This window comes from Nonomuraea sp. NPDC049400 (assembly GCF_044466425.1).
Taxonomy (GTDB): domain Bacteria; phylum Actinomycetota; class Actinomycetes; order Streptosporangiales; family Streptosporangiaceae; genus Nonomuraea.
In genome coordinates, this window is the sequence record NZ_JBITMP010000039.1 from 90587 (window position 1) to 109007 (window position 18421).

Here is an 18421-nt window from a genome sequence, read left to right on the forward strand (position 1 = left end):
ACAGTGATGCCATGCTGCTTGAACCACTCGCGCACATAGGACGGGATCCGGCGACCGGGGGCTACGTCAGGGACGCCTGGTCGGACGCTGACATGGAGCTGCGCGAGTGGTTCGCGGGCGAGGCCCGGCGCAGGGGGCTCGACCTGCGCGAAGATCGCAACGGCAACCTCTGGGCCTGGTGGGGCGCTCCCTCGCGCGAGCGTCCAGGGGTCGTCACCGGGAGCCATCTCGACTCCGTGCGGCAGGGCGGCGCGTACGACGGTCCGCTCGGGGTCGTGTCCGCCTTCGCGGCGCTGGACCTCCTCCGGCAACGGGGAGCGGAGCCGGCCGTGCCGGTCGGGGTCGTGTGCTTCACCGACGAGGAGGGCGCCAGGTTCGGGGTGCCGTGCATGGGGTCGCGGCTGCTCACGGGCGTGCTGGAGCCCGGCAGGGCGCTCGCGCTCACGGACGACTCCGGCGACACGCTGGCCGACGTCCTGACGAAGGCGGGGCGGGCACCGTACGAGATCGGGCGGGACGACGAGACGCTCGCCATGGTCGGCACGTTCGTGGAGCTCCACGTCGAGCAGGGCCGCGGCCTCGTCGACGAGGGGCGGCCGGTCGGGGTGGCGCAGGCGATCTGGCCGCACGGGCGGTGGCGATTCGACTTCCACGGCAGGGCCGATCACGCGGGCACCACGCGGCTGGCCGACCGGGACGACCCGATGCTGCCGTTCGCCCGCATGGTGCTGGCCGCCCGCGCGGCCGCGGCGGAGCGCGGGGTGGTGGCGACGGTGGGCAAGGTACGCGTCTCGCCCGGCAACGCCAACGCGATCCCCGGCCTCGTCTCCGCCTGGCTCGACGCCCGCGGCGCGGACGAGAACGCCGTACGCGACCTCGTCGCCGAGCTGGCGCGCGCGGCGGCCTCCGAAGCGCCCGGCCCCGAAGTCCCGCCTCCGGCGGCCTCCGAAGCGTCCGGCCTCGAAGTCCCGCCCCCGGCGGGCCCCGACGGCGGGGGCGGGCGGGTCGAGGTCCGGGAGGAGTCGTGGACGCCGGTGGTGGACTTCGGCGTGGCGCTCAGGGAACGGTTGGCCCGGGTGGCGGGGGGCGACACGCCCGCGCCCATCCTGCCCACGGGAGCGGGCCACGACGCGGGAATCCTGGCCACGGCGGGCGTTGCGAGCGCGATGTTGTTCGTCAGGAACCCCACCGGCGTGTCCCACTCTCCCCACGAGCACGCCGAGCAGGCAGACTGCGAGGCGGGGGTCATCGCACTCGCGGACGTGCTGGAGGATCTGTGTCGCTGACCTACTGGTGTGAGCAGGCCCTGCTGCCCGACGGCGTCGCGGAAGGCGTGCTCATCGAGGTCGAGGGCGCCAGGATCGCGAGCGTCGGCCAGGGCCCGCCGGGCCCGGCCGAGCGGCTGTCCGGGCTGACCATCCCTGGACTGGCCAACGCCCACTCCCACGCCTTCCACCGGGCCCTTCGCGGCATCGTCCAGGAGGGCAAGGGGGACTTCTGGACCTGGCGCGAGCAGATGTACGAGGTGGCGGCGGCACTCGACCCCGACTCCTACCTCCGGCTGGCCACGGCCGTCTACGCCGAGATGGCGCTGGCCGGGGTGACCTGTGTGGGCGAGTTCCACTATCTGCACCACGCGCCGGACGGCCGCCCGTACGACGACTCCAACGCGATGGGCCACGCCCTCATCCGCGCGGCCCGCGACGCGGGCCTGCGCATCGCGCTGCTCGACACCTGCTACCTGTCCGGCGGCATCGGCGCCCCGCTCTCCGGCGCGCAGCTGCGCTTCAGCGACGGGTCCGCCGAGGGCTGGGCCTCCAGGGCCGAGGAGCTGGCGGCGGCGTACGAGGGGCAGCTCGACGTGGAGATCGGCGCGGCCATCCACTCGGTACGCGCGGTGCCGCCCGAGCAGATGCCGGTCGTGGTCGAGTTCTCCCATCGGTACGCGGCGCCGCTGCACATGCATGTGTCCGAGCAGCCGGCGGAGAACACCGCGTGCGTCGAGATGTACGCGGCCACGCCGGTCCAGGTGCTGCACGAGCGGGGCGCGCTCGGCCCGCGCTCGACCGCGGTGCACGCCACCCACCTGACCGACGTGGACATCGAGCTGATCTCGCAGTCCGGCACGTACATCTGCATGTGCCCCACCACCGAACGCGACCTCGCCGACGGCATCGGCCCGGCCAGGGCGGCGGCCCACCGGGGCGCGCAGATCACGCTCGGCTCCGACAGCCACGCCATGATCGACCTGTTCGAGGAGGCCAGGGCCGTGGAGCTGGACGAGCGGCTGGGCAGCGGCAAGCGCGGCAACTGGAGCGCCGCCGAGCTGCTCGCCGCCGCCACGGGCAGGGGTCACGCCTCACTCGGCTTCCCCGACGCGGGCCTGCTCGTGCCCGGCGCCTGGGCCGACCTGGTGTCGGTACGGCTCGACTCCGTGCGTACGGCGGGCGCCCGCGGACTGGAGGCCGTGGTGTACGCGGCCACGGCGGCGGACGTGCACTCGGTGGTCTCCGGCGGCCGCCGGATCGTCACGGACGGGCGGCACGAGCTAGGCGACGTCGGATCCCTGCTGGCTGAGGCGATTGGGAGCGTGCGATGACCACGACGCTGATCGACGGGATCGGGCTGCTCTACACGGGCGACCCCGAACGCGAGGAGATCGAGGAGGCGGCGCTAGTCCTGGACGACGATCTGGTCGCCTGGGTCGGGCCCGCTGATCGGGCTCCCGACGCCGACGAGCGGGTGGACGTCGAGGGCCGGGCCGTCATCCCCGGCTTCGTGGACAGTCACGCCCATCTGGTCTTCGCCGGTGACCGGACGGCCGAGTTCCAGGCCCGCATGTCCGGCGAGCCGTACACGGGGGGCGGCATCAGGACCACGGTCGCCGCCACCCGGCGGGCCGGCGACGCCGAGCTGGCCGCCCGCACGCTGGGCCTGGTCAACGAGATGCTCGCCCAGGGCACGACCACTGTGGAGATCAAGAGCGGGTACGGCCTGACCGTCGCGGACGAGCGGCGCTCGCTGAGGATCGCCGCCAGGCTGACCGACGAGACGACGTTCCTGGGGGCGCACGTCGTGCCCGCGGACATGGACGCCGACTCCTACGTACGGCTCGTCGCGGGGGAGATGCTCGACGCGTGCGCACCGTACGCGAAATGGGTGGACGTCTTCTGCGAGCGCGGGGCGTTCGACGGCGACCAGACGCGCGAGATCCTGGGCGCCGGGCTCAAGGCGGGGCTGGGGGTCAGGGTGCACGCCAACCAGCTCGGAGAGGGGCCGGGCGTGCGGATCGCCTGCGAGCTGGGCGCGGCCTCCGCTGATCACTGCACCCACCTGACGTCGGCCGACGTGGACGCCCTGGCGTCCTCCGACACCGTGGCGACGCTGCTGCCCGGGGCCGAGTTCTCGACGCGCTCGCCGTACCCGGACGCGCGGCGGCTGATCGACGCGGGGGCGACCGTGGCGCTGGCGACCGACTGCAACCCGGGGTCGTCGTTCACGTCGTCGATGGCCTTCTGCGTGGCGCTGGCGGTGCGCGAGATGCGGATGACGCCGCTGGAGGCGGTCAGGGCGGCGACGTACGGCGGGGCACGCGCGCTACGGCGCACGGACGTAGGCTGGCTGCGGCCTGGGGCCCGCGCGGACGTGGTCGTGCTCGACGCCCCCTCCTATGTACACCTGGCCTACCGGCCCGGCGTCCCCCTCGTTCACCAGGTGTTTCACGACGGTCTCCTCCTTGAGTAGGACATCCAGAACCATCCCTCGGACGTAGTGCTTTAGGGAATCTTTGCTTCTGGCCGGACGTTGGCCGGGTATAGAACGCAGCTGCGGAACGAGGTGCCTGGGGATGGCAAGGCCTACGGGGAGTCGCACGCAGGAGCAGCACGTCGCCGAGCGCGATCTGCTGGGGACATACCTGGCTGAGATCGGCCGGGTCCCGCTGCTCACGGCGGAGGAAGAGGTGGAGCTCGCCAAGCGGATCGAGGCGGGTCTCTTCGCTGAGCAGCTGCTCGACAGCGGGGGCTCGGAGCCGCGGATCGGGGACGCGGCCGACGAGGAGCTGGAGCGCCTGGCCATTTCGGGCCAGCGGGCCAAGGACGAGTTCATCCAGGCCAACCTGCGCCTGGTGGTGGCGGTGGCCAGGAAATACTCGGGGCGCGGGATGCCCCTGATCGATCTGGTGCAGGAGGGCAATCTGGGGCTGGTGCGGGCGGTCGAGAAGTTCGACTACCGGCGGGGGTACAAGTTCTCGACGTACGCGACCTGGTGGATCCGGCAGTCGGTGGGCCGCGCCATCCACGAGCAGGCCCGCCCGGTCCGCCTGCCCACGCACGCGGGGGAGCAGATGACCCGGCTGATGCGGGTCCGGCGCGACATACTGGCCGAGTTCGACGCCGAGCCGACCGATGACGACCTCGCCGAGATCCTCGACCTGCCGATCGAGCGCGTGCGCGAGCTGCGGCGCTGGGCGTCCGACCCGGTCTCGCTCCAGCTCGGGGTGGGGGACGAGGACGAGACGGAGCTCGGCGACATGATCGCCGACGAGACGTGGGCCGATCCCGAGCAGCAGGCCATCGACATCCTCGAGCGGGAGCGGCTGGACCAGTGGCTGACCGGCCTCGAGGGGCCGACCAGCGAGATGCTGCGGTGGCGCTACGGGCTGGTGGACGGGCGCGAGCACACGCTGACCGAGGTGGGGGAGCGCTACGGCATCGGCCGCGACCGCGCCCGCCGCATCGAGCGCGACGCGCTGGCCCGCCTGCGCAAGATGGCCACCGCCGCCGCCTGACCCACACCACACCGCACCCGCGCTGAACGCGCCCACGACACGGGGCGCGTTCAGCGCGGGTGCGCCGTGCTTCCGTGGTGACATCGCCGTGGTCGTTGCGCCGCGCCGGTGGTTCGTTGCGCGGGCGGTTCTCCATGGTGAGCGTGACCTGACAGATGTCATATGGGGCCCATGACTCAGGCGACTACAAGCCTGCCCCGGCCGGCGCGAGACTTGTGGCAAGTCGAGCGTTGACAGAGGCTGGAGGCCTAATGCCGGGCACGAGCGTAGAGCTGTCGCCCCATGGCGCAAGCGCCCCCGCGTTCACCCAAGTGAAAGCTAATTTTGAGCTTGTCGCCAAATATGGCGACAACGTGCCGCTCTACCTGTTCTCTGACCTGTTCCTCCGCGCGCCCGCGCTGCGCGAGCTGTTCCCCGTCCACATGCGCCGCCAGCGCGAGCGGCTGATGACGGCGCTGTCGTACGCCGTGGAGCATGCGCAGAACCTGTCGGAGATCACGCCTTACCTGCACCAGCTCGCGCGTAGCCACCGGAAGTTCGGCATCCAGGGCGAGCACTACGAGCAGTGGAGCGCCAGCCTGGTGCACACCATGCAGCGCTTTTCGGGAAATGTGTGGAATGAGGCGATCGAGGAGGAGTGGCGGGACTTCCTGTCCCTGCTGACCCGGACGCTGGCGGAAGGGGCGCGGCAGGACGCCAGCCTCCGACCCCCGTACTGGACGGCCGAGGTGATCAGCCACGAGCGGAGAAGCGTGGACGTGGCGGTGCTGCGGCTGCTGGTGGACCGGCCCTTCAAGTACGTCCCAGGACAGTCTGCGCCCGTGGCGGTCAAGCAGTGGCCCAACATGTGGCGCTACTACTCGATGGCCAACGTGCCGCGCCGCGACAACACGATCGAGCTGCACGTCAAGGCGGGCGGCGCGGTGAGCCGCGCGCTTGTCTGCGACGTACGTGAGGGCGAGGTCGTGAAGCTGGGCGCACCCGTCGGCACCCTCACGCTCAACCCGAACACGGGGCGCAACATCCTGCTCATCGCGGGCGGCACCGGGTTCGCCCCGATCAAAGCCGTTCTCGAGCACGTCACCAAGCTGCCGGTGCCGCCGTGGGTGTCGGTGTTCGCCGGTGCGCGCGAGCCCGAAGGGCTGTACGACCTCGACGTGCTGCGTAGCTGGGAGGAGAAGTTCCCCTGGCTCACTGTGCGCGCGGCGCTGTCGGAGCTGGAGGACCAGAACGTGGCCACCACGGGCACTGTGGGCGAGGCCGTCAGCCGCTATGGCCGTTGGGAGGGCTACGACGCCTACGTGTGCGGCCCGCCGGGCATGGTCGACAACACGGTGGCCATGCTGCGGGCGAACGGCTTCAGCGACAACCGCATCCGACTGGAGAGATTCGCTACCGCCGTCACGCCTTCCCGGAGGTTTGCCACATGAATGACTCGATGGAACCGTTTCCCCCGCCGGGCCAGTCGCTGAACGGCAACGGGCACGGCGCGGCCCAGGACCTGATGCCGTGGGGCGAGGAAACGGCCGGCGACAACAGCAATGCCGGCGGCGACAACCACGGATGGCAGGAGGACGCCTGGGAGGAGCCGCAGTGGGACGAGCCCCAGGCGCGGGGCGACGACCTCCCCGCTGAGCGGCTGAGCCCGTCGGTGCTGCGTTCGGTGGTGTTCCGCCGTGCCCCACTGGGCAAGCGCGGCCTGGACGAGCACCAGGTCAACAACCTCCTCGATCGGGTCGAGGCCGAGCTGGTACGGCTGACGCAGGAGAAGAAGGCACTGGAGGCCGAGGTCAAGCTGCTGCGTGACGCCGCGACGCGGCAGGCGGAGAGCCGGCCGGAGCCCGCCGCACCTCCCAAGGAGCAGCCGCAGGCCAAGCCCAGGGAGACCGGGCTGGCGCGCGTCGACCCGAACGAGCAGGCCGCGTCGCGTGCGGTGGCCAACCGTGTCCAGGAGGCGCATGTATACGCCGCGAGCCTGCTCTCGCAGGCCCAGCAGACCGCCGACCAGTACATCCAGGACGCCCAGCGCTACAGCCGGGAGCTGATCGAGGACGCCCTGCTCAGGCGCGGCACGATGCTGGCCAAGGCGGCCGACGAGCAGGGCATCGACAGTGACGAGGCGCTGGGACGCGAGATCGCCCGGTTGCGCGCGGCCAACCAGACGTATCGCGGCAAGCTGCGCGACCACTTCGAGCTGATGCTGATGAACCTCGACGAGTGGGAGACGGCGGAAGGGATCGGCGGCGGCCCGGCGTGACCGCGTACCGACGCCTCGTCGTGGTCCTCGGGGCCACGGGGCTGATCGGCTCGCAGGTCGCCGCCCTGCTCGCGGACAGGGACATCAGACTGCGCCTGGTCGCCTCGCGTGAGCCGCCGCGGCTCACCGGCAGGGCGGAGACGGAGACCGCCGCGGCGGACCTCACCGCGCCGGACCAGGTCGCCTCGGCGGTGGCGGGCGCCGACGCCGTCTTCCACCTCGTGGCCCGCCACGACGGCGCGCGGGCCTGGCGCGTGGCCGAGGGCGACGACGCGGGCGAGCGGGTCAACGTCGGCATCCTGGTCGACGTGCTCGCCGCGATCCGGCGCGCGAGACCGGTCGTGGTGTTCGCCGGCTCGACGTCGCAGTCAGGCACGGTGGGCCGCATCGACGGCACCGAACCGGACCGCCCGGCAAGCCTCTACGACCGGCAGAAACTGGCCGCCGAGACCGCGCTCATGCGCGCGACGTCGGACGGACTCGTGCGTGGCGTCTCCGTACGGCTGCCCACCGTGTACGGCTGCCGCCCCGACGGCGCAGAACGCGGCGTGGTGTCCGCCATGGTGCGCCGTGCCCTGACCGGCGAGCCGCTGCAGATGTGGGGAGACGGGCGGATGAAACGCGACCTGCTGCACGCGCGCGACGCGGCAGGCGCCCTGGTGGCCGCGCTCGACCACGCCGGCACGCTGGCGGGACGGCACTGGGTGGTGGGCACGGGACGTCCGGTGCCGGTCGCCACCCTGTTCGGGCTGGTCGCGAGGACGGTCGGCGAGCACACGGGCCGCAGTCCCGTGCCGCTGCGATCCGTGCCGCCGCCCGCGCACGCCACCTCAGGCGACCTCCTGGACGTCGAGATCGACGCGTCGCGCTTCACCGCCGTGACCGGCTGGAGCCCGCGCGTCGAGCTGGACGAAGGACTCGCGGAAACCGTGGCTAACGCGCTGCGGCCATCTCTCGCACCACGCTGTACAAGCACGCGATGAGCGTCCTGGCCTGCACGTTGAGGTAGTGACTGTGCCGCAGCAGCTCGGTGAGCTGCGGCAGGGAGACCCAACGGAAGTCCGGGTGCGCGTGGTCGGCGTCGGTCTCGACGATGAGGTAGCGGTTGCGCGCGTGATAGAAGCGCCCGCCCTCCTCCGACAACATGGTGTCGAAGAGCACCCGGCCAGGCGGCGTGCCGAGCACCTCCTCCAGGAACGGCGGAGGCGTGTCGTGGTTGGCGGGGGCGCACTGCACGGTCGGCCCCAGCTCGGCGACATCGGCATAGCCAGGCTCGACCCGGGCCCTGACCAGCACGTGCGGCACGCCGTCGAACCAGTTGAGCAGGAACGCCACGACCCCGGGCGCGGTCGGCTCGATCATCGGCTGCGTCCAGGCGCCCACCTCACGGTCGCTGGCGGTCACGCTCACCCCCATGACGGCGAAGTACCTGCCCGTCTCGTGGGAGATCGTGCCGTGTTCCCTCCGCCAGCCGCCGACCCGGTCGAGCGGTATCCGCTCGACGTGGATCTCGATCGTCGAGCGCCGCTGGGTGATCCAGCTCAGGATCTCGCCCATGTCGTGCCGGGAACGGCCGGGCATGGCGTGATCGTCCCCCCACACGGACGGCGGCAGGCAGGACAGCACGGTCCTGGTGTCCATGTTCACCACGTCGGGCACCGACAGCAGGTCGAGCACGTCGTCCAGGGCCAGCCAGCGGAAGCCGGGCGACGGCGCGAGGTCGTCGGCGATCTCGATGACCATGTTCCTGTTGCGTTTGCGGTAGAACCAGCTGCCCTGCTCCGACTGCCGCACGTCGCTCAGCACCCGCCCGTCCGGCGAGCGGAACCTGTCCAGGTACGGCACGGGACGCCCGCCGTGCACGCGCGTGTAGTTGCTCCTGGTGGCCTGCACGGTCGGGGACAGCTGGGCCCCGTTGACGTTGCCGGGCTCGTGCTTGGCCTGAAGCAGCAGGTGGGGGACGCCGTCGAGCCGTCTCATGAGGATGCCGAGCACGCCCACCTCGGGCTGGTTGATGATGGGCTGCGCCCACCGCGACACGGGTCCCTCGGGGTGGTGGACGTCCACCCCTTCGACGCTGAAGAATTTCCCGCTCGTATGCACCAGGTTGCCGGTGCCGCGGTCACGGCGCCAGCCGGTGAGTTCGTCCAGTGGAATTCTTTCGGCTTTCATCGAGCCGTGTGCGGAAAGCCAGCGAAGGACATTCATATTCGGCCCACCCTATACGCGTAAACAAGCGCCACATATAGTGGCGTCATGGAAATTGATGTGCGTTGCCGGATCTGTTCGGGGCGACTTGAACAGGTCGCCGACTTCGGGCGGCAGCCTTTGTCCGACGCGTTTAGGGTGCCGGCGGAACAACGGGAGGAGTTCTTTTTCCGGCTCGCCGTCGGCGTATGCGGTTCGTGCTCCATGGTGCAACTCATGGAGGAGGTGCCGCGTGCACGTATGTTCCACGACGGCTATCCCTATCTGTCCTCGGGCTCGTCGGTGATGCGCGAGCACTTCGCCGCCTTCGCCGAGCGCGTCATGAGCGGATGGAGTGATCCGTTCGTGGTCGAGCTGGGCTGCAACGACGGCGTCATGCTCGGCAACCTCGCCCGCGCCGGCGTCAGGCACCTGGGCGTGGAGCCGTCGGGAGGCGTCGCCGACCGCGCCGCCGCCCAGGGGGTGCGGGTCTGCAAGGAGTTCTTCGAGTCGGGCGTCGCCGAGCGGATCCGCGCCGCCGACGGGCCCGCCGATGTGATCTACGCGGCCAACACGCTGTGCCACATCCCCTACGTCGGCTCGATCCTGCAGGGCGTGGCCACGCTGCTCGGTCCCCAGGGCGTCTTCGTGTTCGAGGACCCCTATCTGGGCGACGTCGTCCGCCTGACCTCCTTCGATCAGATCTACGATGAGCATTTCTTTCTCTTTTCCGCTGGTTCGGTGCAGCGGATGGCCGCGCCGTACGGGCTGGAGCTCGTCGATGTCGAGCGGCTGGCCGTCCACGGGGGAGAGGTGAGATACACGCTGGCCAGAAAGGGGGCCAGGGAGCAGAGCGCCGCCGTGCGTGACCTGCTCGCCGACGAGGACGCGCAGGGCATCGCGGACGCGGACGCGTTGCGTGCCTTCGCGGGCCGTGCCGCGGACACCCGTGACCGCCTGGTCGCGCTGCTCACCGAGCTGCGCGAGCGCGGCGCGAGCGTCGCCGGGTACGGCGCCACCGCCAAGAGCGCCACCGTGCTCAACTACTGCGGGATCGGGCCTGACCTGATCCCGTTCATCGTCGACACCACCCCGGCCAAGCAGGGCAGGCTCACTCCTGGCTCGCACATCCCGATCAGGGGGCCCGAGGCCTTCCGCGATCCCTACCCCGACTACGCGGTGCTCTTCGCCTGGAACCATGCCGAGGAGATCATGGCCAAGGAGCAGGAGTTCCGCGAGGCGGGCGGGCAGTGGATCCGCTACGTGCCGGAGGTCCACGTTGCTTAGCCGGGAGCTCGAGGTGCGCGGCGCCTTCGCCTTCCAGCCGGTGGCCTACGCCGACGAGCGCGGCGAGTTCGTCACCGCCTACCAGCGCGCCGACTTCGTGGCCGCGCTCGGGCATCCGCTCTTCCCCGTCGCGCAGGCCAGCCAGAGCACCTCCAGACGCGGCGTGGTGCGCGGCCTGCACTACACGCTGGCGCCGCCGGGCACCGCCAAATACGTGCGGTGCGTCCGCGGCAGGGCGCTCGACCTGGTGGTCGACCTGCGGCTCGGGTCGCCGACCTTTCGCCGGGTGGACCAGGTGGAGCTGAGCGGGAGCGGCCACTGCGCCCTCTACCTGCCGCCCGGCGTCGGGCACGCCTTCGTGGCACTGGAGGACGACACGGTCATCTCCTACCTGCTGTCAGAGGAGTACGAGCCGCGCAACGAGCTGGCACTCTCGGTGCTGGACCCGGAGCTCGGCCTGCCGCTGCCGCGGGACCTGGAGCTCGTGCTGTCCGAGCGCGACCGTGCCGCGCCCACGTTCGCGCAGGCCGCGGAGCGTGGTCTGCTGCCCGATCACGCCGCGTGCGAGGCGGTGCGGGATGCCTGGTCATAGCACCTTCCGCAACACCGAGATCACCCGTTCCTGATTCTCCCGCGACAGCGAGGGATACATCGGCAGCGAGAAGATCTCCCCGGCCAGGCGCTCGGTCACCGGCAGGCTGCCCGGCCGGTAGCCCAGATGGGCGAAGCCCGTCATCGTGTGCACCGGCCATGGGTAGCTGATGTTGAGGTGGATGCCCTCGTCCTCGAGGGCCTGGATGAGCTGGTCGCGGCGCGGGTGCCGTACGACGTAGACGTAGTACACGTGGTCGTTGCCCGGCGCGGTGGCGGGCAGCACCAGGTCGGTGTCGCCGAGCGCGTCGGCGTAGCGCGCGGCCACCGCCCGGCGCCCGGCGATGTAGCCGTCGAGCCTGCGTAGCTTGCGGCGGAGTATCTCCGCCTGGAGCTCGTCCAGCCGGGCGTTGTGGCCGGGCGTCTCCACGACGTAGTAGCGCTCCTCCATCCCGTAGTAACGCAGCCGGCGCAGGGCGCGGTCCACCGCGTTGTCGTCGGTGACGACCGCGCCACCGTCGCCGTAGGCGCCCAGGACCTTGGTCGGATAGAAGGAGAAGGCGGCGGCGTCGCCCATGGATCCGGCGATCACGCCGTCCCGGCGTGCCCCGTGCGCCTGCGCGCAGTCCTCCAGGATCACCAGGCCGTGCCGGTCGGCCAGGCGCCGCAGCGGCGCCAGGTCCACGCACTGCCCGTACAGGTGCACGGGCAGCAGGCAGCGGGTCCTGGGCGTGATGGCGGCGGCCACCTGATCCACGTCCATGAGGTACGTGCCGGGGTGCACGTCGACGAAGACCGGGACGGCGCCGACCGCGTCGATGGCCACGACGGTCGGCGCCGCGGTGTTGGACACCGTGATGACCTCGTCACCCTTGCCCACGCCGAGCGCCTGCAGGGCGAGTTTGATCGCGTTGGTGCCGTTGTCGACCCCCGCGCAGTGGCGCAGGCCGTGGTACGCGGCGAACTCGGACTCGAAGCCCAGCACGCTCTGGCCGAGGATGAGCCTGCCGGATTCGAGGACCTGCTCGACCGCGTCGAGGATGTCCTCTCGCTCGGCGTGGTACTCGGCCAGGTAATCCCAGACGTGCATGAGCTTGCCCTCCTGAGGTGTCGTCACGTACCGAGATCGCGTCGCTCGTACACGAAGATCGCCAGACCGGTGGCGATCGCGACGTACAGGGTGAACATTCCCAGTCCGGGCAGCGGGCCGAGCGGCAGGTTCGCGACGGCCGCCCCGACCGTCTTGAACGGCAGGAACGCCACGACCATCGGCGGGACGGTGTAGGCGAAGATCGCCTCGATCCCGAGCGCCCACACCAGCAGCAGCGCGACCGCGCCCGCGGTGCTCCTGAGCAGCAGCCCGACCGCCGTGCCGAGGATGGTGGCCAGCGGCACCGCGATCAGGGTCGCCAGCACGAGCAGCCCGCCGTCGCCGCTCAGCGGCGAGTATCCGCTGCCGCCGGTCAGCAGCCCGCCCACGTACGCCAGGACCGTCGACACCACGCCGACCCCGAGCGCGATCACCGCGGCCGCGGTGAACTTGGCCGTCAGCACCTGCCGGCGCCAGGGCGACATGATCGAGGTGATGCGGAAGGTGCCGCTGCGCAGATCGCCGGTGGCGATGAGCACGCCGAGCACCATCATCGCGTAGATGACCACTTCCATGGGGAAGGCGACGGCCTGGATCGACGTGCCCATCCCGGGGATGTTGCCCTTCGCGTCGACTCCGGTGCCGACGAAGGCGGCGGCGATGCCGGCGACGGCGATCGACGCGATCACGGTGATCAGGTAGCTCCTGAGCGTGCGGAATTTGATGATCTCCGCCGACCAGAGATTGGCGAATGACATGGCTTAGCCCACCTCTCCTCTGATGCCGGTCTTGTCGGCGGTCGCCTGCGCGAAGGCCCTCTGCAGATTGCGCTCTTCTCTCAGCTCGAAGATCGCGATGCGGCTGTCCCTGGCGATCTGCCCGACCATGACGGCGGTGACCCCGGTGACCTGCAGTCGTTGCGTGCCGACGACGCCGAGCACCCGGCCGCCGGCCTTCGAGATGGCGGCGCTCAGCGCCTCCGGGTTGTCGCACTCGACGCTGACCGTGTTGGCCTGGAACCGCTGGATGAACGACTCGGCGGAGCCCGCGCCGACAATCTTGCTCTGGGCGATCACCACCAGGTCGTCGATCAGGTCCTCCATCTCCGCCAGCAGGTGGCTGGAGAGGAAGATCGTCCTGCCCTGATCCCTGAACTGCCGCAGGAGTGCCTTCAGCCAGGCGATGCCGTCGGGGTCGAGCCCGTTCATCGGCTCGTCCAGCACGACGATCTCGGGGTTGCCCACCAGGGCGATGGCCAGGGCCAGGCGCTGGCGCATGCCGAGCGAGAACCGGCCGACCCGCTGCCCCGCCACGTCGGTCAGCCCCACCCGGTCGAGGAGGCTCTCGGCCTGTCCCTGGCCCGCCCCCGCCAGTTTGGCCGCCCACCGCACGCTGTCGATGGCGCTGCGGCTGGGGTGCGCGCACTGCGTGTCGAGCACCGCGCCGATCTTCCTGGCCGGAATGGGCCACTCGTCGATGCGCTTGCCGTCGATGAGCGCCGCCCCGCTGGTGGGCCTGTCGAGCCCGAGGAACAGGCGCATCGTGGTCGACTTGCCCGCGCCGTTGGGGCCGAGGAAGCCGGTGATGGCCCCCGATCGGGCGGCGAACGTGGCGTTGCTCAGCGCGACCACCGGGCCGTACCGCTTGGTAAGGCCCTCCGCCTTTAACATCGGTTTCATTATTCGTCCTCTCTTACAGGTTTCTGGGATGCAAGAAGGGAAGGCTTGCGCGGTCGTCGTTGAGCGCGCAGCGGAGCGCGAAGAGCACGCCGGCGGCGCCGGTGGCCAGGTCGGCGGACAGCCGCAGTGCCTGCTCGCCGATGAACGAGATGTGCCCGTCACGTGCCACGGCGTGCCAGGCCAGGTCGTTCAGGTGGCGCGCGCGTACGGTCCCGGTCAGGTTCGCCATGGCCAGCACGACGCCCGCCCGGCCGTTGAACAGCCCGGCGCCCGTCACGACGTGGTTGTCGACCCTGCGGCGCAGCTCGTCGCGTAGCTCGATCAGCTCAGGATCCGGGTGGTGTGCGACCAGCAGGTCCGCCACCAGGGCCAGGCCCGCGCCACCGGCGGCGAGCACCGGCGCACGCCACGGCGCGTCCATCGGCGGCGTCGGCCCGCCCACGCCCGCCACCTTCAGGTCGCGGCGCAACGCAGCCTCGGCGTGCCGGAGCAGCCGGGGATCGGGACTGGTCTCGTACAGGCGGAGCAGGAACAGCGCGATGCCCGCGCCACCGTGCATCAGGCCGGGCAGGACCGGGCCACGCAGCGGGAGCGGGTGCTCGATCAGCCACTCGGCCAGCGTCCCCGCCTCCTCGCGGAGCTCCTCGGCGCCGGTCTTCGCGGCGAAGTGCAGCAGTGTCAGGCCCACTCCCGGCACCCCGGAGTACAGCCCGCCGACGGGCATCTGCTCCGGCCCCAGCTCGCGGACCCGGTCGAGGCATCCGCGGGCCTCCTCGGCCAGCCCCAGGTCGTCCATGGCGTAGGCGATGCCGGACCAGCCGTCGTAGAAGCCGGGCGGCGCCTCCTTGAGAGAGCGCGCGCGGTCGGCGAACCACCGCAGGTGCTCCTCCGGGAAGTCCACGCCGGACTGCCGCAGCGCCCACAGGACGCCCGCCGTCCCGTGGGCGAAGTTCACCCCGCCGTGGGGTCCGAGGAACTGGCCGATGTCGCCGGGGTAGAGGCGGTCGGCGCGTTCGGGGGTGGCCGTGGCGAGGATGCCGCCCGCGATGCCCGCGCTGAGCTCGGGCCAGGCGCCGGGGCCGGCCTCCGGCCAGCTCACTGCCGGCGGCGCGGCGGTCAGGCCCACCAGGGGCGCCCAGTGGCCGTCCGGGCCCAGATCGGCGCGTACCTGCCCGGCGAAGCCGTCGGGCAGCGGGAAGTGCTCGGTGATGGCCTTGAGCAGGCGTTCGCCCTTGTCGGCGCCCCAGGGCAGCAACGGGGTCATCGGCAGAAAGAACGCGATCTTCAGGCAGGCGAGGCAGTAGCGGTCGATGGCGGTGCCCCGGTAAGTGGGCGGGGCGACGAAACCGGGCGCGGCCATCGGCTGCGTGGCGTTCTCGCTCGCCTCCGTCGCGGCTTCCAGGTCGATGAAGGCGATCGTGTCGTCGGCACGGAGGAGGATGTTCGCCGGATGCAGGTCACCGAAGACCACGCCACGCTCGTGCATGGCCTCGATGGCCTCCTCGACCGTTGCGATGATCTTCATCGCCCACGCGGCGTAGGCGGCGAAGTCCCCGGCGCCGCGCCGCTCGCGCATCAGCGGATTGCGGCGGTCGATCTCCTTGGCGAGCGGCTGGCCCTCCACGTATTCGCGGACCAGGAAGTAGTGCTCGTGACCGATGCGGTAGTCGATGACCTTGGGGATCCACGGGAGCCCCTCCAGCTTCCGCATCGCCCAGTGCTCCTGCTCCAACCGGGCGACCGCGTCGCGGCCCTGCTGGTCGAGCCCCGCCAGCGGCCTGGCCTCCTTCAGCACGACGGCCTCGCCCGTCGTGGTGTCGGTGGCGTAGTAGACGCCGCCGCCGTTGGAGAAGTGGAAGGCCTTGGTCGCGCGGAAGGGGAAGTCGCGCAGCGTCCCCTTGTTCCGGTTCGCCACCGCCTCTTGGAGGCAGTCGGGCAGGACCGCCCACTCCGGCGGGCGGAACGACGGCCCCCTGACGTCGGGCACGAGCCGCCCGTCCGGGTCCTCGATGCAGTAGACGGTCTCGCCGTTCTCGCCCTTGACGGTGCGCTCGATGAACGCGCCGTAGCGCACGTAGAGCGGTCCGGAGCGCCAGCGAAGGTCGCTCAGGATGTACGGCCCGCGCTCGCCCTCCAGCAGTTGGCCGAGCTCGCGCAGAATCTGTTCGAGCTGCCGGTCGTCGGCGGGATAGACGGTGATGAACTTGCCCGCGCTGCCCCGCTCACCGTATTTGCCGTTCCTGGCGGCGAGAATTCTCGGGGACTTCAGGAACTTGAAACTGAACTGCCGCGGCACGCAATAGTTCCATACCGTCTCGAGGATCTTCTCCGCGTTTTCCGGCGTGGCCGACGCGTGTATTTTCCAGCCCTGTTTCAACAGGTTCTCGGCGGGCGCCCGATAAATGGCCCATTCCGAGTTCTCCGTGCGGTGCCAGTCCGGCGGCGCGGGCTGCCGGGTGAGCGCGAACTCGAGGTCGGCGCCCCGCTCGACGACATCGTAGAAAGGCACGCCCGGAGGGGAGTGCTCCATGTATCGCATGAACTCCATGACTGTTACTCCCGTTCGTCACCAGGCGGCAGAGACATAGGTGCGGTAGAGCCAGACGCCGAGTGGCCGGTGGCCCGCCTCGATCCGGGCCACGCCCTGGCTGTCCGGCGGCGCCGTCGTCACCTCCAGCGGGTAGCCGGAGACGGTGCCGGGCAGCTCGCGGTCGGTGCGGACCGGCAGCAGGACCGACACCGGCACGGAGATCTCACGTGCCTGGGTCCCGGCGATCCTGGCCGTGCCGACGCGCTCCTTGAACACCACCCCGTTACGCAGCAGCCGGACGGTCGCACCCGTCTTGAGCACGTCGGGACCCGGGTCGGTGGTGAGCACCAGATCGGCCCTGCCCGCGTGGTAGCGGTAGCCGCCGCTCACCGAGTAGGGAACCTGGACCAGTGCGAGCAGCGCGGCCACCCCGCCGGCGACGGCCAGCGTGACGAGGGCGGCCCGCCACGCCGGCGCGCCCGCCTGCCTCGCCTCACGCATGCGCACCACGAAGCCGTGGCAGAGGCGGCCGATGAGCAGGCCGACGACGACGAGCAGCGCGACCGTCCCGGCGACGCCGAAGCTCTGCAGCAGGTCGCCCCAGAGCGAGAGCGCCAGCCCGCCGACGAGGTAGATCGGGAAGAGCTGGCAGGCCAGCCCGTACGGCACCGCCCACCGCACCTGCGGCAGCTCCCGCTCGTATCGCCCGCCGAACAGCAGCTTGGCGGTGTACCGCCGGGCGTCGATCATCGCTCGCTTGCGCAGGTCGGGGATGTCCAGATGGCTCATCAGCGCCAGGTAGCCGTCGAGCTTGATGAAGGGCAGCAGGTTGAGCAGCCCGCTGCCGTAGTTGAGTGCGGAGAAGACCAGCAGGCCGGTCCGCAGGTCGGAACCCGGCGTGAACAGCGCGGCCAGCGACGCCGACCCGGCGGCCACGAACTGGGTGGCTGCGCCTGCCAGCGCCACCCTGACGCGCTGCCGCCGCTCGGCCAGCCGCCAGCCGTCCGAGACGTCGCAGAAGAACGCGGGCAGCAGGTAGAGCAGCATGAACCCCATACGGTTCGCTCGCCCGCCGTAATAGGTGAGCACCGCGGCGTGGGCGAACTCGTGCAGCACGATGACGGCGTAGGTCGCGACCGCCACACCCGCGTACACCGGCATCGGGAGCGGGCCGCTCAGCGTGTCGATCAGCGTCCCGCTCATGAGCGCCAGCCCGGCCAGACCGCCGAGCGCCAGCACCGCCGCGACGAGGCCCCAGCCGCGCTTGGCCAGCGCGGCGAACAGCGGCGCGCAGGCGGTGAGCAGGCGATCGGGGCGAAGGAGCGTGACCTGCAGGGTCAGCGGTGGAACGTATTTCACCCACCGGACGCGGCGCGGCTTGCGCAGCCCGTCGTCGAGGAGCCCGGCCCGCTTGAGCTGACCGAGCGCGTAGGCCAGCGACTCGCCGGTCCACTGTGCGCCCAGGTAGGACTGGAGCTGCGCGTGGTCGCGGGCGCCGTCGAGTGCGCCCGCGAGCTTGGCGAGGTCCGCTCCCACCCTCATGTAGGAACCGGGCCGCTCGATGATCCACAGCGCGCCCTCCGCCGACGGCGGGTGCACCTGGACACCCTCGGCGAGCCTCGGTCTGGCGGGGACCGCGGGGTCCGGCTCTTGTCTCAGCACGGTGCTCGTGCCCTGGTCAACCATTGCGCTGGCCGAGGGCTGCGGCGACCAGGAGGCCGAGGAAAGCCAGGAGCGCGACCACATCGATGATCATCAGAGTGATCCGCAGCGGTTCCGGCATGCCGACGTTGAGGATCACCAGGAGCGCCAGGGCGCACACCACGCTCGCGGCGATGCACCACACCACAGTCGAGTTCATCATGCCTCACCTTCACGATTGGGGGTGAGGTGCGGTGGGGGGGGGGGCCCCCCCCCCCCCCAAACGTTTGTAAACAAAAAAAGAGCGACAGAAAAAAAAAAAAAAAACGGTGGCCGCACGTGGAGATAAAGGGCAAAAAAGGAAAAAAAC

16 protein-coding genes are annotated in these 18421 nt (G+C 70.8%); 9 read left to right on the forward strand and 7 right to left on the reverse strand.

Annotation, left to right across the window (positions count from 1 at the left end; all coding sequences use genetic code 11):
• Positions 1 to 11: 11 nt before the first annotated feature.
• The 7 genes from ACIBVN_RS42685 to ACIBVN_RS42715 all read left to right on the forward strand — a co-directional run bounded on the left by ACIBVN_RS42685 (position 12) and on the right by ACIBVN_RS42715 (position 8029).
• Complete coding sequence (locus ACIBVN_RS42685) at positions 12 to 1286, forward strand: allantoate amidohydrolase (protein WP_397146007.1); 1275 nt, start codon at positions 12 to 14, stop codon at positions 1284 to 1286.
• The gene (locus tag ACIBVN_RS42690; protein ID WP_397146008.1) at positions 1277 to 2599 is read left to right on the forward strand and encodes a formimidoylglutamate deiminase; all 1323 of its coding nucleotides are present in this window, start codon (positions 1277 to 1279) and stop codon (positions 2597 to 2599) included. The genes ACIBVN_RS42685 and ACIBVN_RS42690 overlap by 10 nt, the downstream gene beginning before the upstream one ends.
• Positions 2596 to 3744, forward strand: a complete 1149-nt coding sequence (gene hutI / locus ACIBVN_RS42695; RefSeq protein WP_397146009.1) for an imidazolonepropionase — start codon at positions 2596 to 2598, stop codon at positions 3742 to 3744. Before ACIBVN_RS42690 ends, hutI begins: the two co-directional genes overlap by 4 nt.
• Before the next feature lie 103 nt (positions 3745 to 3847).
• On the forward strand, positions 3848 to 4789 hold the full coding sequence (locus ACIBVN_RS42700) for an RNA polymerase sigma factor RpoD/SigA (RefSeq protein WP_397146010.1): 942 nt from the start codon (positions 3848 to 3850) through the stop codon (positions 4787 to 4789).
• A gap of 311 nt (positions 4790 to 5100) precedes the next feature.
• Positions 5101 to 6219 (forward strand): globin domain-containing protein, encoded by a 1119-nt coding sequence (locus ACIBVN_RS42705; protein WP_397146011.1) that lies wholly within the window; start codon positions 5101 to 5103, stop codon positions 6217 to 6219.
• Positions 6216 to 7046 (forward strand): DivIVA domain-containing protein, encoded by an 831-nt coding sequence (locus ACIBVN_RS42710; protein WP_397146012.1) that lies wholly within the window; start codon positions 6216 to 6218, stop codon positions 7044 to 7046. The genes ACIBVN_RS42705 and ACIBVN_RS42710 overlap by 4 nt, the downstream gene beginning before the upstream one ends.
• Positions 7043 to 8029: an NAD-dependent epimerase/dehydratase family protein gene (locus ACIBVN_RS42715; protein ID WP_397146013.1), complete on the forward strand. Its 987-nt coding sequence runs from the start codon at positions 7043 to 7045 to the stop codon at positions 8027 to 8029. Before ACIBVN_RS42710 ends, ACIBVN_RS42715 begins: the two co-directional genes overlap by 4 nt.
• Here the strand turns inward: ACIBVN_RS42715 and ACIBVN_RS42720 are convergent.
• On the reverse strand, positions 7980 to 9254 hold the full coding sequence (locus tag ACIBVN_RS42720; RefSeq protein ID WP_397146014.1) for an NDP-hexose 2,3-dehydratase family protein: 1275 nt from the start codon (positions 9252 to 9254) through the stop codon (positions 7980 to 7982). The two genes, ACIBVN_RS42715 and ACIBVN_RS42720, sit on opposite strands and share 50 nt — an antisense overlap.
• Before the next feature lie 48 nt (positions 9255 to 9302).
• Here ACIBVN_RS42720 and ACIBVN_RS42725 point away from each other — a divergent pair, with 48 nt between their 5' ends.
• Both ACIBVN_RS42725 and ACIBVN_RS42730 read left to right on the forward strand, forming a co-directional pair.
• A complete protein-coding gene (locus tag ACIBVN_RS42725) occupies positions 9303 to 10520 on the forward strand; it encodes a methyltransferase domain-containing protein (protein ID WP_397146015.1) in 1218 nt (405 codons plus the stop codon).
• Positions 10513 to 11112, forward strand: a complete 600-nt coding sequence (locus tag ACIBVN_RS42730; protein ID WP_397146016.1) for a dTDP-4-dehydrorhamnose 3,5-epimerase family protein — start codon at positions 10513 to 10515, stop codon at positions 11110 to 11112. Before ACIBVN_RS42725 ends, ACIBVN_RS42730 begins: the two co-directional genes overlap by 8 nt.
• Here the strand turns inward: ACIBVN_RS42730 and ACIBVN_RS42735 are convergent.
• The 6 genes from ACIBVN_RS42735 to ACIBVN_RS42760 are packed head-to-tail and all read right to left on the reverse strand — an operon-like array spanning position 11107 to position 18274.
• Entirely contained in the window at positions 11107 to 12201 is a 1095-nt protein-coding gene (locus ACIBVN_RS42735; RefSeq protein ID WP_397146017.1) for a DegT/DnrJ/EryC1/StrS family aminotransferase, read from the reverse strand. The genes ACIBVN_RS42730 and ACIBVN_RS42735 overlap by 6 nt on opposite strands.
• 23 nt (positions 12202 to 12224) lie before the next feature.
• Positions 12225 to 12959, reverse strand: coding sequence for a hypothetical protein (locus ACIBVN_RS42740; protein ID WP_397146018.1), 735 nt, complete (start codon positions 12957 to 12959; stop codon positions 12225 to 12227).
• A gap of 3 nt (positions 12960 to 12962) precedes the next feature.
• Complete coding sequence (locus ACIBVN_RS42745) at positions 12963 to 13880, reverse strand: ABC transporter ATP-binding protein (RefSeq protein ID WP_397146019.1); 918 nt, start codon at positions 13878 to 13880, stop codon at positions 12963 to 12965.
• 13 nt (positions 13881 to 13893) lie between these two features.
• A complete protein-coding gene (gene lanKC, locus ACIBVN_RS42750; protein ID WP_397146020.1) occupies positions 13894 to 16389 on the reverse strand; it encodes a class III lanthionine synthetase LanKC in 2496 nt (831 codons plus the stop codon).
• A gap of 57 nt (positions 16390 to 16446) precedes the next feature.
• Positions 16447 to 18072 carry a daptide biosynthesis intramembrane metalloprotease gene (gene mpaP / locus ACIBVN_RS42755; protein ID WP_397146021.1) on the reverse strand — a complete coding sequence of 542 codons (1626 nt, stop codon included), beginning with the start codon at positions 18070 to 18072 and terminating at the stop codon, positions 16447 to 16449.
• 16 nt (positions 18073 to 18088) lie between these two features.
• A complete protein-coding gene (locus ACIBVN_RS42760; protein ID WP_397146022.1) occupies positions 18089 to 18274 on the reverse strand; it encodes a hypothetical protein in 186 nt (61 codons plus the stop codon).
• Positions 18275 to 18421: the final 147 nt, after the last annotated feature.

Excerpts from the sequence above, each read along its gene's own strand:
- ACIBVN_RS42700 (WP_397146010.1), top strand. The coding sequence starts at position 3,848 with ATGGCAAGGCCTACGGGGAGTCGCACGCAGGAGCAGCACGTCGCCGAG.
- ACIBVN_RS42685 (WP_397146007.1), top strand. The coding sequence starts at position 12 with ATGCTGCTTGAACCACTCGCGCACATAGGACGGGATCCGGCGACCGGG.
- ACIBVN_RS42745 (WP_397146019.1), bottom strand. The coding sequence starts at position 13,880 with ATGAAACCGATGTTAAAGGCGGAGGGCCTTACCAAGCGGTACGGCCCG.
- ACIBVN_RS42735 (WP_397146017.1), bottom strand. The coding sequence starts at position 12,201 with ATGCACGTCTGGGATTACCTGGCCGAGTACCACGCCGAGCGAGAGGAC.
- hutI (WP_397146009.1), top strand. The coding sequence starts at position 2,596 with ATGACCACGACGCTGATCGACGGGATCGGGCTGCTCTACACGGGCGAC.
- ACIBVN_RS42760 (WP_397146022.1), bottom strand. The coding sequence starts at position 18,274 with ATGATGAACTCGACTGTGGTGTGGTGCATCGCCGCGAGCGTGGTGTGC.
- ACIBVN_RS42725 (WP_397146015.1), top strand. The coding sequence starts at position 9,303 with ATGGAAATTGATGTGCGTTGCCGGATCTGTTCGGGGCGACTTGAACAG.
- ACIBVN_RS42740 (WP_397146018.1), bottom strand. The coding sequence starts at position 12,959 with ATGTCATTCGCCAATCTCTGGTCGGCGGAGATCATCAAATTCCGCACG.
- ACIBVN_RS42720 (WP_397146014.1), bottom strand. The coding sequence starts at position 9,254 with ATGAATGTCCTTCGCTGGCTTTCCGCACACGGCTCGATGAAAGCCGAA.
- ACIBVN_RS42710 (WP_397146012.1), top strand. The coding sequence starts at position 6,216 with ATGAATGACTCGATGGAACCGTTTCCCCCGCCGGGCCAGTCGCTGAAC.